Raw genomic sequence first — 14,953 nt, forward strand, 5'->3', positions numbered from 1 at the left:
CGGGGTAGGGCGTGCTTATCAAAACACGAAATCATCGGCTGAGAGCATTGAGGCGTCGATGCCTTGCAAAGTGATGTCGATATCCAGCATCGCCGAGGTGTTACCTGTGATCGACGCGCTGGAGGTGATCGACAAGATCGTGTCAGACCCATCCTCGATCACCTGCACGTTGATCAGGGTGGCGTTGCCGTTGCCCCGGGTCGCCGATGCCGATGTGAATACAAACTCGGCGTCCTTGGCGCCAAGCTGACTGATCCGAACGCTGTCGAAGTCTCCGATCAACAGACCAAGGTCGATCTTATCGATGCCAAGTTCAAAGTCGGTGATGATGTCGGCATCGTTTTCCAGAGTGTAGACGAACATGTCCGCGCCGATGCCGCCGGTGAGGGTGTCCAAGCCAGCCCCGCCAATGATCTGGTCGTCACCTGCGCCTGCGTTGATCGTGTCGTCGCCGTCGCCCGCGTCGATTATATCGACACCCGCGTCGCCAAAGACCATGTCGTCCCCGCCAGCCGTGTTGATTGTATCGGTCCCGGTTGAGGTCATGTCACGGAGGCCAGCGTAAACCGTTTCGCTGGCGTTTGACGTCTGGATCGTGTCGTCGCCGGTGCCGGCATCAATGTCGCCGCCGATCTGCGCGTCAGATGTGATGGTTAGTGTGTCGTCGCCTGCGCCAAGATTTACATTGCCCAAGACCGCGCCTGACAGGCTGACGATGTCATTTCCGTCCGCGGTTGCAAGGTTTCCAGCGATTTCGCCTGTGGACGAGACGGTGTCGTTGCCCGATCCGGCGGTCAAATCACCTCCGATGGTCCCGGTGTTGGTAATACGGTTGTTGCCATTCCCGGCAAAAAGGCTTTCTCCGATGGTGCCTGTGTTCACAATGACATTTTGCCCGGATGTACCAAAGACACTTTCTGTGATGATGCCGCTGTTCGTCAGTCTGTCATTTGTGGCCGAGGCAAAGATAAGGGACCCCAAAAGGACAGAGCCCATGACGGTGCCAGAGTTGTCTACCTGATCTGCACTGTCGCCTAGGCCTATGTTTCCAAAAATCGTTCCACTGTTGAATACCGTTTCGCTGCCGTCATCACCAAACACGCCGCCGCCGATGGTCCCCTCATTGGTGAGCCGGTTCGTAGCATCTTCGAAATTGATGGTCCCGTTGATGGTTTCATAGTTGTTGATGGTGACCCCGTTCTCGGAAAGCGTCAGATCATCAATGGTGCCGTAATTGTTGAGTGTGTCGGCGTTCCCTGTGTCCATGGGCTCGCCCAGGATGACCTCAGTCACGGAACCGGTGTTCACCAGCGTGTCTGCCCCCGAGCCAAGCGAAATTCGAAAAGCCGTGCCATTGTTGGTAACTTGGTCATCTCCATCGTTTGTAAAGATAGACAGAACTGAACCTGAATTGATGACCTCATCGGCATTCGATCCGGTCAGGATGTTGAAGGCGATATCGCCTGAGTTCTGGACCAGCACCTCTCCGGTGCCGCGGGCGTCAATGCCGCGCACCGCGCCGGAATTCGATATGCTTATGATGGTGCCGCTGACATTCATGTTTGCCACAGAGCCGTCATTGGCAAACGTAATCACATTCCCCGACATGTTGACGTCGGCGAGGACGCCGCTGTTCTGAAAGCTCACATTGCCGGCCGAGCCGCCATTGACATTCATAGTTCCGGAAATCGATCCGGAGTTGAAGAAGGAACCGCTTGATGCTGTCACAGATGCCAGGATGTCGCCGGTGTTTTCGAAAGTCATCGAAGCCGTCGAACCAATACTTGACGTCACCGAACCTGTGATTGTGCCCGCGTTTACAAGGGTGTTTGATCCTCCGTAGAACAATACCAGGCCATCAATGGTGCCCAAATTTGTGAGCGTATCATTCCCGGCTGTGTTGCTGGCGTCCATCAGGATGCGGCCGATGATCTGACCGGAGTTGAATATGTAATCAGCACCGTTCGACAGAGCGTCCATCGAAATGTCGCCGTTAATCAGACCGGTGTTTTCGATCCGATCATTGCCGCCGCGCAGGGTGATCTCGCCGTAGGCTTGTCCAGAGTTATCGAAATAAACCTCTGGCACCCAACCTGAAGAGTTACCAATCGTGCGGATCAGGGTGTCGGCCTCAACGAAGCCTGCATTGTTGACGCGGGTCAGGCCAGATGTCTCTGATCCCAACAGGCGCAGGTCAAAGGCGACGCCATCATCGCCCGTCGCGACCACCGATCCCGTGCTGGTGTTGGTAAAGACAAACCCGTCGCCAATGGACCGGATACCAATGTCAAACGAGGCGATGACGCCCGCATTCGACACTTCGTTGCTTGTGCCAGAGACGCTCAAAGCAACATTTCCCAGACCGATGTTGCTATTGGGATTTGAAACGTAGCTGCTGACCTCACCACCCTGACGGATTGAGATCGACTGGTTATCTCCAGAGGAACTGACGCCCGAGCGACCGGCGATGGTACCGGCGATTGTCATGTCAAAGTCTCCGCCGGTCCCGAAGAAACCGATGCTTCCATCGCTGAAAATCGTGGTGCCCGACGCGAGGAAAAACCAGTTGCCATCGACAGCGGTGTCAAATGTGATGCCGATGCCTGGTCCGATAATGTCAGTGTTCACATAAGTCATTTAGTGCGTCTCTTTTACTGGTTAAAAAGGGCGCGCGCCTTTGTTGCGCGCGCCGCTATGCTGGGAATTGGCTTGGGTTGCTAAATGATAAAGTCGGTCGCGCTGAGCTCAGCGACCAGTGTGTTTTGCAGGGTGATCTCGATATCCAGATCGCTGGATGCCGCGCCCACGATCGGGGCGGTTGTCGTGATCATCAGCAAGGTATCTGCACCGTCCTGAATGGCCGAGACTGTGACGCGGCTGGAGGCACCATTGGTGATCCCGCCGATAGCGCCCGTTGCAACAAACCCGCCATCTTTGTTCGCTTCGAATTGCGACAGGACCAGAATGTCACCTGTGGTGACGAAGGCCGACAAGTCGATTGTGTCGGTCCCGATCTCAAAATCGGTGATGACGTCGCCATCGGTTTCGATTTGGAACACGAAGCTGTCTGCGCCAGCGCCACCGGTCAGAGTGTCAAACCCTGCACCGCCCGTCAGAGTGTCGTTGTCATCACCGCCATCTAGGGTGTCATCGCCGTCGCCACCGTCGAGCTGGTCCTCACCGGCCTCGCCGTTGAGGGCGTCGATGCCGCTATTGCCAAACAGCATGTCATCGCCACCACCTCCGTCAAACCGGTCCGCGCTTTGCGCGCCGATCATCATGTCCATGACGCCGCCGCCGCTGACTGTGCCGCTGACGCTGCCAGCGCCGGAGGCGGTGTAGACATTTGAACCACCGCCAAGATCAATGTCGCCGACAATTGTGCCAGCATTCACAACGGTGTCATTGTCATCGCCAAGGGTGACGTTGCCGACAACCGTGCCGACATTATTGACTGTGTTGTCACCGCTGGCGGAGGCCACGCCACCATTGATCTGACCCGTATTTGTCAACGTATCGGTGCCTGCACCCATCTGCAGATTGCCCTGAATGACGCCCGAATTTGTATAGCTGTCATCGCCAGAGCCACTGGATACAAAACTCGCCACGGTGCCGTCATTTATGAACGTGTTGTTCCCCGAACTGAGAAACACGCTACTGCCGATGTCGCCAGTGTTCCGGACAAGGTTGTTGCCAGCCGATCCGAAGATGCCGCCGGTGATGGTGCCAGAATTGGTGATTTCATCATTCGTGACCTCGCTTCCAACCACCGGGCCGACAATCAGCAGACCGTTGATGGTTCCGGTGTTGGTCACACGGTCAATACCATTGCCTGTGGCCACCGGGCCCATGATGCCGCTGTTGATGATGATGTCGTCACCGGCGCCGCTGAGGAACTGACCTTCGATCGCGCCTTCGTTGGTAACGGTGTTGTTTTCGTCACCCAGAGTGACCGTTGAGGCGATTGTGCCGTAGTTGGTGAGCGTCACGCGACCATCACCAAAGGTCACGTCGCTGATCGTTCCGTGGTTTTCGATGATCTTCTGCCCCGTGCCGCCAACGTCGCTGGTTGCTGTCAGTGCCGCGATGATGCCGTAGTTGAACAGGCTGTCTTGGCCGGTGCCGAGGGTCAGCCGCACGAGGATATCGCCGAGGTTGGTGATTACATCGTTGCCTTCGCCTGCGTCGACCTCACGCATGATGCCCTCGTTCAAGAGATTGTCATTGTCGTCGCCAAGGTCCGTCCCACCAAGGATTTCGCCGGTGTTGAGAACAAGGTCGTTTCCATCGCCGGTAGACAATTCGCCTATAAAGCCAGCGTTTTCGACAGAGTCGCGGCCAGCGCCCGTAAAGGCGTCAGTGATTTGACCGGTGGCCGAGTTCAGCCACGTGTCATCCCCGCCGGATGTGTTGATCGTTCCATCGAGAATGCCGAAGTTGCGGATTTCGTCGTCGGTCGTGCCGTTGAACGGCGACAACGAAACGTTTCCGATGATCGTGCCGGTATTGACCAGCAGGTCTTCGCCAAACGTGAACGAGACGTTGCCAAGGATCGTGCCACTGTTCTCAAGGCGTTGGGCGTCCGTGGTGAGGCCCGAAAATACGACATTGCCGTTGACTGTGCCCGCGTTTTCAAACCTGTCCGATCCATTCCGAAAGCGAACCTGACCGTTGATCGTGCCCAGATTTGTCAGGCTGTCGGTTCCTGTATCCGAAGTCAGGCTGCCATCCATCCGGATCGTGCCTGTGATGGTGCCTGAATTTACGAGCGTATCGGATCCGCCAGCGGTGGAAAGATCGAGATCAATGTCGCCGGTGATAACGCCGCTGTTGATGACGTCATTGATCAGACCAAACAGGCCGATGTCGCCCAAGATTTCGCCGCTATTGGTGAAATCGACGCGAACATAGTTTCCTAGATTGTTGGCGGCGGTTCGCACGGCGTCATCTGCCTGAATGAAGCCGGTGTTGAGCACGTCCATAAAACCAAGACCATCGCCGTCGGCCAATTCGAGGAGAAACCCGCTGCTGTTGTTTTCCGACGCAGTCATTGACCCGTGATTGATCAGGGTTGATCCGTCGCCAACCTGACGGACGCCGACCAGTTGCCCCGCAACCGTCCCAGAGTTGACGAAACGGTTGTTGGAGCCTTCGAGATAGATCGTGTCATTAGGTGCGCCAAAACTGTCGACGCGACCGGTTTCGGCGATCTCGACCGTGTTGTTGCCGCCAGTGATGCTCATCGCAATCGTCGGAGCGAGGACCGTTCCCGCAATGGTGGCATCAAAGCCGCCCCCGGACGCGACAACGGCAGACGTGCTCGTGCTCGCAGTGGTCACCCCAGCAAGTTGGTAATACCATTCGCCGAAGCTGGTAAAAAGAATGCGGACCCCAGATCCAATGGAGTCGTTTTGTTGAATAAGGCCCACCAGGCTACCCCCCCAAATAGTTGCACGCAGAAAATTCTAATCAATTAACAGAACGTTAACGCAGGATTTGCGCGTTTGTCAGTCAGGAATTCTATGCCAGATGCGGCAGGCCGATTTTGAATTAACGCATTCGCTGCGCCGGGTGTGACCGCTTCGCTCTTGGGTTGTGTTGTGTGACCGCAACCGGCGCTGGAAGGCTGCCGATTTCGAAACTGGACAGGGCGTCATGCTGACCCTATTATCTGAACAAACGTTCAATTAAGGGCGGCAACGCATGTTCACACACTCCATGACCTTCGACCTCGGCGATGACGTCAACGCGCTGCGTGACGCGACACATCGGTTCGCGCAGGATCGGATCAAGCCGATGGCAGAGCAGATCGACACCGATAACTGCTTTCCTGCAGAGCTCTGGAAAGAGCTGGGGGATATGGGGCTCTTGGGGGTCACCGTTGAAGAAGAGTATGGCGGCGCGGGTATGGGCTACCTTGCACATACGGTGGCGGTGGAAGAGGTCGCGCGCGCGTCAGCCTCTGTGTCGCTGTCTTATGGCGCGCATTCGAACCTTTGCGTGAACCAGATCCGCCTGAACGGGACCGAGGAGCAAAAGCGGCAGTATCTGCCGGGACTGGTCTCTGGCGATCATGTCGGTGCGCTTGCGATGTCAGAGGCATCGTCGGGGTCGGACGTCGTGTCGATGAAGCTGGCCGCGGAAAAGCGCAACGATCACTACCGCTTGAACGGGACCAAATACTGGATCACGAACGGCCCGGACGCAGATACGCTGGTGGTTTATGCCAAGACGGATGCAGATGCCGGGTCCAAAGGGATCACGGCGTTCCTGATCGAGAAGACGATGAAAGGTTTTTCGACCAGTCCGCATTTCGACAAGCTGGGGATGCGCGGGTCCAACACCGGCGAATTGATATTTGAGGATGTCGAGGTCCCATTCGAAAACGTGCTGGGCGAAGAAGGGCGTGGGGTTCAGGTCCTGATGTCAGGGCTGGACTATGAGCGTGTGGTTCTGGCCGGGATCGGGCTTGGCATCATCGCCGCCTGTCTGGATGAGATCATGCCTTACATGGCCGAGCGCAAACAGTTCGGCAAACCCATCGGGTCGTTCCAACTGATGCAGGGCAAGATTGCGGATATGTACACCGCGATGAATTCCGCCCGCGCCTATGTCTACGAGGTTGCGAAGGCCTGTGATCGCGGCGAAGTCACGCGTCAGGATGCGGCGGCTTGCTGCCTCTATGCCTCTGAAGAAGCGATGAAGCAGGCGCATCAGGCGGTTCAGGCCATGGGCGGTGCGGGGTTCCTGAACGACGCGCCGGTTGCGCGGATTTTCCGCGATGCCAAGCTAATGGAGATCGGCGCAGGGACGTCTGAAATCCGCCGGATGCTGGTTGGTCGCGAACTGGTCGGAGCGATGGGGTGAGGTTGGCCTTGATCCTGTCCTTGCTGGCCGCGCCTGCTTTTGCAGGGGTTGCGCAATACGAGGCCTGCATCGGGCCTGAGTTCGAAGAGCGGCTGATGGCCAATTATGCGCAGCGTTTCCCGTCCGATCCTTGCACCAGTTCGGCCACGTGCCCCGCTGCGCAGGTCGAAAGCACCACGCGCCTGACGCGCGGCCACTGCCGGGCCGAGGCGCTGGCGGATTGCGAGAGCCAGAAGTGTATCTTGGGGTTAAAGGAGAGGTGGGGCTCTGAGGCCGCTGACCTGCGGACCCAGATTGATGCGCGGTTGGCGGATGTGGATTTCGAACAACTGCCCGCCTTGCAGGCGCGCCGATTGTCGAACCCTGATCGCTGGTTCACCCCGCCCTCCTGTGTGGGCGATGCCAATGCCTGCGAGGCAGATTGGGCGGGTCAGGCGCTGGGCGATCTGGAACGGATCGCTTCTGAGGTGGAGGCGCTGCAATGAGCGACGGCTGGCACATGCCCCGCTGGATGTGGTTTCTACCGGTGTTCATGCTCGCGCTGGTCGTCGGGTACACGGGTTTGAAATTGGGTCTTGAGCGGATGAACGTGACCGAAACCGCTGTCATCAACCACTACGCAGCCCAATATGTAGAGGACCATGGCGAAGTCATCGGCGCAGGAGCCGCATTGACCGATTGTGTCGGCGTCCCCGGCACAGTCGGCACCGTCTGGATCGAAGTGCGCTGCACGCCGCCCGGCGGCGAACCCGCGTTCCTGTATGGTGCAGCTCGGAACGGTGGACTGGTTTACGCCGCAAGGGCCGGAGAAGGGGTGCCCGAGGCATGAGCCGTTCAGACCACGAAGCCGCGCTGAACCTCGTACGCGAAGCAGCTCAAACCGCCGCGCTAGGCGGCGGTGAGAAATCGCGCGCGCGGCATGTGGCGCGGGGGAAGATGTTGCCTCGGGATCGGGTGGCTGGGGTATTGGACCCTGGCAGCCCATTTCTTGAAGTTGGCGCGACGGCGGCGCACGGGATGTATGAAGGCGCGGCACCCTGTGCGGGTGTTGTGGCCGGTGTTGGGCAGGTGCATGGGCGCGACTGCATGATCATCTGCAATGATGCGACGGTTAAAGGCGGCACCTATTACCCGATGACCGTGAAGAAGCACCTGCGCGCGCAAGAGATTGCTGAGGAATGCCGTCTTCCGTGCATATACCTTGTCGATAGCGGCGGCGCGAACCTGCCCAATCAGGATGAGGTGTTTCCGGACCGCGATCACTTTGGCCGGATTTTCTACAATCAAGCGCGGATGAGCGCGGCGGGCATTCCGCAAATCGCCGCGGTCATGGGGTCGTGTACCGCCGGTGGTGCTTACGTTCCCGCGATGGCGGATGTGTCGATCATCGTGAAAGAGCAGGGGACGATTTTCCTAGCCGGGCCACCGCTTGTGAAGGCGGCGACGGGTGAGGTGGTCAGCGCCGAAGACCTCGGTGGTGGTGATGTGCATACGCGGCTGTCGGGGGTCGCCGATTATCTGGCCGAGGATGATGCGCATGCGCTGGCACTCGTGCGTGAGGTGGTGAAATCGCTTGGGCCGGTGCGTGCGGAGCACGCACCCTACGCGGCGGATGCGCCGTCGAAATCGATGGATGATCTCTTTGACGCCATCCCAGCGGATTTGCGCACGCCCTATGACATTCGCGAGGTGATCTGGCGGATCGTGGACGGATCACGCTTTGACGAGTTCAAGGCGCGGTTTGGTGAGACGCTTGTTACCGGCTTTGCCGAAATCGAAGGCATGGCCTGTGGGATCATCGCCAATAACGGCGTGCTGTTCTCGGAAGCCGCGCAGAAGGGCGCGCATTTCGTGGAACTGTGTTCGCAGCGAAAAATCCCGATCATCTTTCTGCAAAACATCACCGGTTTCATGGTGGGTCAGAAATACGAGAACGAAGGCATCGCACGGCATGGGGCCAAGATGGTGACGGCTGTGGCCACGACCTCGGTCCCCAAGATCACCATGATTGTCGGTGGCTCCTTTGGTGCAGGCAACTATGGCATGGCGGGCCGGGCCTATCAGCCGCGCTTCTTGTGGTCATGGCCCACATCGCGCACAGCGGTGATGGGTGGCGCACAGGCGGCGGGCGTTCTTGCGACGGTGAAACGCGACGCAATGGAGCGGGCGGGGCAGGAGTGGTCGGCGGAAGAAGAAGCCGCCTTCAAACAGCCCACGATTGATATGTTCGAGAAACAGTCGCATCCGCTTTATGCCTCCGCGCGGCTTTGGGATGACGGGATCATTGATCCGCGTCACAGCCGGACGGTTTTGGCTTTGTCCCTGCGCGCGGCCTTAAATGCGCCGATTGAAGACACGCGATTTGGTGTGTTCCGGATGTAGCCGGAGGCGAGCGTGCGGTTTGCGACCGCCGGAGCCTCCGGCGGAAGTGTTTTGAAGCAAGAAGATGGAGCGGGTGATGACCAGCTTGGATGTCTTGAAAGAAAGGTTTCCCGGGGCCGAGACGTTCAGGTTCGGTGATAGCGCGCGGATGTCAGCGCAGCTTTTGGCACTCGTCACCCAAGGCAAGAAGACCGCGACCTGCGGTGCCGCGCGCGATTTTGGCGAGGGTGGAGAGGCGCTCCCGGTTGTGGGGCGCAAGGATATAGCCCTGCATTGGGATGGGCGTCCTGCGGTTGTGATTGAGACGCTCGATGTGACGCGGAAGCGGTTTTGCGACATTGACGCCGCATTTGCTCTGGCGGAAGGCGAAAACGAAACGCTGGAAGGCTGGCAGGCAGATCACAAGGCCTATTTCGAGCGGCACGGTGGGTGGGACCCTCAGATGGACCTCATCTGTGAACGGTTTCGGGTCGTCGAGGTGGTCGATGGCTGATCATTCGTACCTGAGCAACGGGCGCGCCGCGAAATGGCGTCCCTTGAGGCCGGATGAAGCCGATTTGGCTGCTGGCTTTGGTGGGCTCGCGTGGATCGCGCTTTGGTTTTTCTGTGTAGCGGCGTTTGAACTGAGGGTGGCTGTCACCCATGATCTACCGCTGCCGTCACTTCTGTTCACCGGGCTGACCGTCATTGCCGCCATTGGCCTCTTGGCCAAGGCTTGGTGGGGTTTTGCGTTGGCGCTCTTGATGGCGGCGCGGCAGGTGTTTGGCGTGGTTTACCTGATCGCGTCCGGCGGCGTTGAGGTGCCGTTTCTGGCCGCTGCCTACGGCGTGGGGAATGCGGTGATCGGTGCAGTCACAATCATTTATCTGATGGAAGGCGCGCGCCCGAATGCGGTGTTCTTTGGGCGCGTGAGAAAAGAGGCAGTGCGATGATCGACACGCTTTTGATTGCCAATCGGGGCGAGATTGCCTGCCGGATCGCGCGGACAGCGCGCGCCATGGGGCTGCGGACCGTGGCGGTCTATTCGGATGCCGACGCAGGGGCCGCCCATGTTGCGGCCTGCGATCTGGCCTATCCGATTGGAGGTGCGGCGCCAGCGGACAGCTATTTGCGCGGGGATCGGATCATTGCGGCAGCGCAGGCGGCTGGAGCGCAGGCAATCCACCCTGGCTATGGGTTTTTGTCCGAAAATCCGGATTTCGTAGAGGCGGTTGAGGCCGCAGGTCTGATTTTTGTCGGGCCGTCCGCCAAGGCAATCCGCGCCATGGGTTTGAAGGATGCCGCCAAGGCCTTGATGGAGGAAGCTGGAGTGCCTGTGGTGCCGGGGTATCATGGCGCAGATCAGTCGGATGCGCTGCTGGGGGCTGAGGCCCAGCGCATTGGCTATCCGGTGCTGATCAAGGCGGTAGCTGGTGGCGGCGGAAAAGGCATGCGGCGCGTCGATAATCCATCCGATTTTGCCGATGCGTTGCGGGCGGCGCGGGCCGAGGCGCGCACAGCCTTTGGCAATGATGATGTGCTGGTTGAGAAATATGTTGGCACGCCGCGCCATGTCGAAGTTCAGGTATTCGGCGATGGGACCAAGGCGGTGCATCTTTACGAGCGTGACTGCTCTTTGCAGCGCCGCCATCAAAAAGTGATTGAAGAAGCCCCGGCGCCCGGCATGACACCCGAAATGCGCGATGCGATGGGACAGGCGGCGGTCCGGGCAGCTGAGGCCATTGGCTATTCCGGCGCAGGTACGGTTGAATTCATCGTGGATGCCACGGACGGACTGCGCCCGGATCGGTTCTATTTCATGGAGATGAACACGCGGCTGCAGGTCGAGCATCCGGTGACAGAAGCAATCACGGGTGTCGATTTGGTCGCGTGGCAATTGCGTGTGGCGCGTGGAGAGCCATTGCCGATGGCCCAAAATGACATCCCGCTCCGAGGGCACGCAATGGAAGCGCGGCTCTATGCCGAGGATGCGGCGGCTGGGTTCTTGCCAGCTATCGGGCGGCTGACGCGCTTTGATGCGCCAGAGGCGGCACGGTTGGATACCGGGGTCAGGGCAGGCGATGAGATCACGCCACATTATGACCCGATGATTGCGAAGTTGATCGTTCATGGAGACACACGGGATGAGGCGCTCTCGCGGCTTGACCGTGCGCTGTCTGACACGCGGATTTCCGGCGTGACAACCAACCTTGGATTTCTGAGGCGCTTGGCCCGCACGAACGGGTACCAGACGGGGAAGGTCGACACCGGACTGATAGACCGCGAGGGTGAGGCGTTGGCTGCTGATGCGATCCCCTGTTCGAAAACGCGGGCCTTGGCGGCAATTGCTGCGCTGGGGTTGGATCAGTCTCCGCCCGCCCATGCTGGATTTGCGCTATGGCACTCACAGGCCCAAATCGCGCGGTTGGCTTGGTCCGGGGATGCAATCGATATTCGGGTGACGACGCGCGGCGCTGATGTGTTCGACGTGCATGGCGACGATTGGCACCATGAGGTGACCCGCTTGGGCGCGACATGGCGGATCGATGGTGTGCAAACATCGGCTTGCCTGCAAGCTGATGTTGGGCGCGTGACCGTGTTTGATGGTGCGCCTTATGTCTTTGATGTTGCAGACCCGCTTGCCCGGGGTGGCGCGAGCGCGGGCGGCAACGTGATCGAGGCCCCCATGCCCGGTCTGGTCCAGACGATTTCGGCCAAGCCGGGGCAGAGCGTGCAGGAAGGCGACGCATTGGCCACGCTGGAGGCAATGAAGATGGAGCATGTCCTGCGCGCGCCGCGCGCCGGTACGGTGGCTGACGTGCTTGTTGCGGCCGGCGCGCAGGTGGCTGCCGGGGCGGCTCTTATTACTTTGGAAGACGACGCATGATCCGCTTGCACCACTGTCCGCAGACCCGTTCGATGCGCTCGCTTTGGCTGCTTCACGAACTGGGGGTCGAGTTTGAAGTTCAGGAATGGCCTTTTGACAAGACCCTGCGCAGTCCAGAGTTTCTGGCTCAGAACCCGGCAGGCCGGGTGCCTGCGCTGGACATTGATGGCCAGCAGCTATGGGAAACTGGCGCGATCACGGAATTCCTTTGCGAACGGTTCCCCGAGGTCGGGCTGGGGCGCGCGGCGGGGGATTTGGAACGCGCGGATTGGCTGATCTGGGTGCATTTCTCCGAAACGATCTCGCAGCACTCAGCAGCGCTGACACAACAGCATGTGGCACTCTATGACGACAGTATGCGCAGCCCGATCGTCATGCAGATCGAGGCAAAACGGTTGGAAAAGTGTTATGCGGCCGTCGATCAGCGCTTGGACGGGCGCGATTACCTGCTGGATGGTGGGTTCTCGGCGGCCGATGTCAGCGTCGGTCAGGCCATTTATATGTCACGCCACTTTGCTCATCTTGATGGGTTTGCGTCATTGGATCGCTGGTATTCAACCATTTCGGAGCGACCGGCGTTTCAGGCATCTTTGCCTGCGGGTGGCGCACGACTTTACACCAAGGATTTCTATCCACCATGGGACGTCGCATGAGCGAAGCCGTTGAGATCGTCGAAGTCGGGCCTCGCGATGGGCTTCAGAATGAGCCGGGGGCGATTTCGGTCGCGCAGAAGGTGGCCTTGATCGAGGCCTGTGTGGCTGCCGGGCTGCCGTCCATTGAGGTTGGCGCGTTTGTCAGCCCAAAATGGGTGCCACAAATGGCCGATACTGACCGGGTGATGGCCGCATGTGGTCCCTATCCGGACGTGAAAGCCACGGTCCTGATCCCAAATTTAAGAGGCTTGGAAGCCTTGGCGGAGGCCCGAACAACAGCGCGCTGCGAAGTGGGCGAAGTCGCGGTTTTTGTCGCTGCATCCGAAGGCTTCAGCAAGGCCAACCTCAATGCCACGCGCGCCGAGACGCTGGAACGCGCTGGGCAGGTGAGTGTCGTAGCCAAATCCATGGGCCTCGCGGTGCGGGGGTATATTAGCTGTGTCACAGATTGTCCCTTTGACGGCCCAATCGCGCCGTCAGAGGTTGCTCATACTGCGCGCGAGTTGAACCGGCTTGGGGCGGATACTCTGAGCCTCGGTGATACGATTGGCAAGGGCACGCCCGAACGTGTCTCGGCCATGCTGGACGGGGTTCTGCAAGACTGGGACGCCAGCCGGGTGGCAGGTCATTTTCACGACACCACAGGGCGCGCACTTGAGAACGTCGCGGTCAGCCTTGATGCCGGGCTGCGCACCTTTGATGCATCTGTCGGCGGGTTAGGAGGTTGCCCCTACGCGCCCGGCGCACCGGGTAATCTTGCGACCGAGGCTTTGGTGCCATTCTTGCATGCGCGTGGATTTGCGACCGGCGTTGATGAGGTCAAGCTGGCCGCGGCCGCCAAACTGGCAAGACAGATCAGGGAGGATGCCCGTGCAAACGCTTGAACTTGTGCGCGATGGGCGCGGCGTGACGACCGCCTGGCTGAACCGCCCGGAAAAGCACAACGCTTTGAATGCCCAGATGATGGATGACCTGCGGGCCATGTGCGAGGAGGTCAGCTCGGATGGAACCCGCGTCTTGGTGATTGCGGCGCGGGGCAAAAGTTTTTGTGCTGGCGGCGACCTCACGTGGATGCGGGCGCAATTCGATGCGAGCAGTGAAGAGCGGGCCAGGGAAGGATGGCGGTTGGCGGGCATGCTGCGCGCCATCAACGACCTGCCGGTCCCCGTGATCGGGCGCCTTCATGGCAACGCCTTTGGCGGCGGTTGTGGCATCGCATCGGTATGCGATGTCGCTGTGGCTGCGGATGGCATCAAGATGGGCTTTACCGAGACTAAGCTGGGCCTTATCCCCGCTACGATCGGGCCTTATGTCATGGCACGGATGGGGCCACACAAGGCACGACGTGTATTTATGTCGAGTCGGGTATTCGACGCAGCCGAGGCTGTGGACCTGAACCTTGTGTCGCGGATGGTTGATGCCGAAGACCTCGATGCGGCTGTGGAACGCGAAGTGGCGCCATATTTGACCTGTGCACCCGGAGCCGTTGCGGATGGGAAAGCGCTTGCCCGCGCGCTTTCGCCCAAGATCGACGATGCGGTCATTGAGCAAACCATTGCCGCTTTGGCAGCCCGTTGGGAAAGCACCGAGGCCCAAGAGGGGATCGCGGCATTCTTTGACAAACGCCCGCCGCCTTGGGCGGTCTAAGTATCGGCCCTTTCACATTGGTGACCATGTGCGCGTTTGAGGTCCGACACCCTTACCCAACGATTTAGACTTGCGGCAGCCGCAATTGTGGAACCGAAACGTCCCTGAGAAAGTTGTCTGCACACGTCGCAACTTTGGGGGTGGGGCATGGCATCGAGCAAGAGCCACGATGAGATCTGGGACGAATGGGGCGAATTGGTAAATATGGCCCCACAGGAGCTTGAGGATTGGCTCGAAACGGATGAGAGCAAATCCGTTGGCGACAGTGAAGAAAGTGAAAGCACCGGCCATGAATCCGGCCGCCTGATCGTCAAAATCAAGCGCACGAACAAGGCGGATCTAAGCGAGGATCAGTGGAATCACATGGCGACTGTCGTGGGATATATCAAACGTCATATTAGCCGAGGCGGGCCGGATGATGACGTCGAAACTTCGGCGTGGCGCTATTCGCTTATGAACTGGGGGCATGACCCTTTGAAAGAGGCCTGAAAAGGGTGGGATCGAAACGCCGCAGTTGGACGGTTGCGATTGACCCCCA

Annotated in this window: 13 protein-coding genes; 11 read left to right on the forward strand and 2 right to left on the reverse strand. The window is 59.1% G+C overall.

Annotation, left to right across the window (positions count from 1 at the left end):
* Positions 1 to 18: 18 nt before the first annotated feature.
* Both FE702_RS01820 and FE702_RS18505 read right to left on the reverse strand, forming a co-directional pair.
* Positions 19 to 2,637 carry a beta strand repeat-containing protein gene (locus tag FE702_RS01820; protein ID WP_147124514.1) on the reverse strand — a complete coding sequence of 873 codons (2,619 nt, stop codon included), beginning with the start codon at positions 2,635 to 2,637 and terminating at the stop codon, positions 19 to 21.
* Positions 2,638 to 2,717: 80 nt separating this feature from the next.
* Positions 2,718 to 5,429 (reverse strand): beta strand repeat-containing protein, encoded by a 2,712-nt coding sequence (locus tag FE702_RS18505; protein WP_186826954.1) that lies wholly within the window; start codon positions 5,427 to 5,429, stop codon positions 2,718 to 2,720.
* Between the two features lie 274 nt (positions 5,430 to 5,703).
* Here FE702_RS18505 and FE702_RS01830 point away from each other — a divergent pair, with 274 nt between their 5' ends.
* The 11 genes from FE702_RS01830 to FE702_RS01880 all read left to right on the forward strand — a co-directional run bounded on the left by FE702_RS01830 (position 5,704) and on the right by FE702_RS01880 (position 14,904).
* A complete protein-coding gene (locus FE702_RS01830; RefSeq protein WP_147124515.1) occupies positions 5,704 to 6,867 on the forward strand; it encodes an isovaleryl-CoA dehydrogenase in 1,164 nt (387 codons plus the stop codon).
* Positions 6,864 to 7,352 carry a hypothetical protein gene (locus FE702_RS01835; RefSeq protein WP_147124516.1) on the forward strand — a complete coding sequence of 163 codons (489 nt, stop codon included), beginning with the start codon at positions 6,864 to 6,866 and terminating at the stop codon, positions 7,350 to 7,352. Before FE702_RS01830 ends, FE702_RS01835 begins: the two co-directional genes overlap by 4 nt.
* Positions 7,349 to 7,696, forward strand: coding sequence for a hypothetical protein (locus FE702_RS01840; protein WP_147124517.1), 348 nt, complete (start codon positions 7,349 to 7,351; stop codon positions 7,694 to 7,696). Before FE702_RS01835 ends, FE702_RS01840 begins: the two co-directional genes overlap by 4 nt.
* Positions 7,693 to 9,249 (forward strand): carboxyl transferase domain-containing protein, encoded by a 1,557-nt coding sequence (locus FE702_RS01845; protein ID WP_147124518.1) that lies wholly within the window; start codon positions 7,693 to 7,695, stop codon positions 9,247 to 9,249. Before FE702_RS01840 ends, FE702_RS01845 begins: the two co-directional genes overlap by 4 nt.
* Before the next feature lie 76 nt (positions 9,250 to 9,325).
* Positions 9,326 to 9,742 (forward strand): ASCH domain-containing protein, encoded by a 417-nt coding sequence (locus tag FE702_RS01850; RefSeq protein WP_147124519.1) that lies wholly within the window; start codon positions 9,326 to 9,328, stop codon positions 9,740 to 9,742.
* Positions 9,735 to 10,181, forward strand: a complete 447-nt coding sequence (locus tag FE702_RS01855; protein ID WP_147124520.1) for a hypothetical protein — start codon at positions 9,735 to 9,737, stop codon at positions 10,179 to 10,181. The genes FE702_RS01850 and FE702_RS01855 overlap by 8 nt, the downstream gene beginning before the upstream one ends.
* Positions 10,178 to 12,115, forward strand: coding sequence for an ATP-binding protein (locus FE702_RS01860; RefSeq protein WP_147124521.1), 1,938 nt, complete (start codon positions 10,178 to 10,180; stop codon positions 12,113 to 12,115). Before FE702_RS01855 ends, FE702_RS01860 begins: the two co-directional genes overlap by 4 nt.
* Positions 12,112 to 12,768, forward strand: coding sequence for a glutathione S-transferase family protein (locus tag FE702_RS01865; RefSeq protein WP_147124522.1), 657 nt, complete (start codon positions 12,112 to 12,114; stop codon positions 12,766 to 12,768). The genes FE702_RS01860 and FE702_RS01865 overlap by 4 nt, the downstream gene beginning before the upstream one ends.
* Complete coding sequence (locus tag FE702_RS01870) at positions 12,765 to 13,652, forward strand: hydroxymethylglutaryl-CoA lyase (RefSeq protein ID WP_147124523.1); 888 nt, start codon at positions 12,765 to 12,767, stop codon at positions 13,650 to 13,652. The genes FE702_RS01865 and FE702_RS01870 overlap by 4 nt, the downstream gene beginning before the upstream one ends.
* Positions 13,639 to 14,415 (forward strand): crotonase/enoyl-CoA hydratase family protein, encoded by a 777-nt coding sequence (locus tag FE702_RS01875; protein WP_255449552.1) that lies wholly within the window; start codon positions 13,639 to 13,641, stop codon positions 14,413 to 14,415. The genes FE702_RS01870 and FE702_RS01875 overlap by 14 nt, the downstream gene beginning before the upstream one ends.
* 147 nt (positions 14,416 to 14,562) lie before the next feature.
* Positions 14,563 to 14,904 (forward strand): DUF3140 domain-containing protein, encoded by a 342-nt coding sequence (locus tag FE702_RS01880; RefSeq protein ID WP_147124525.1) that lies wholly within the window; start codon positions 14,563 to 14,565, stop codon positions 14,902 to 14,904.
* Positions 14,905 to 14,953: the final 49 nt, after the last annotated feature.

The sequence above is a fragment of the Shimia ponticola genome (genome assembly GCF_007995215.1).
Taxonomy (GTDB): Bacteria; Pseudomonadota; Alphaproteobacteria; order Rhodobacterales; family Rhodobacteraceae; genus Shimia_B; species Shimia_B ponticola.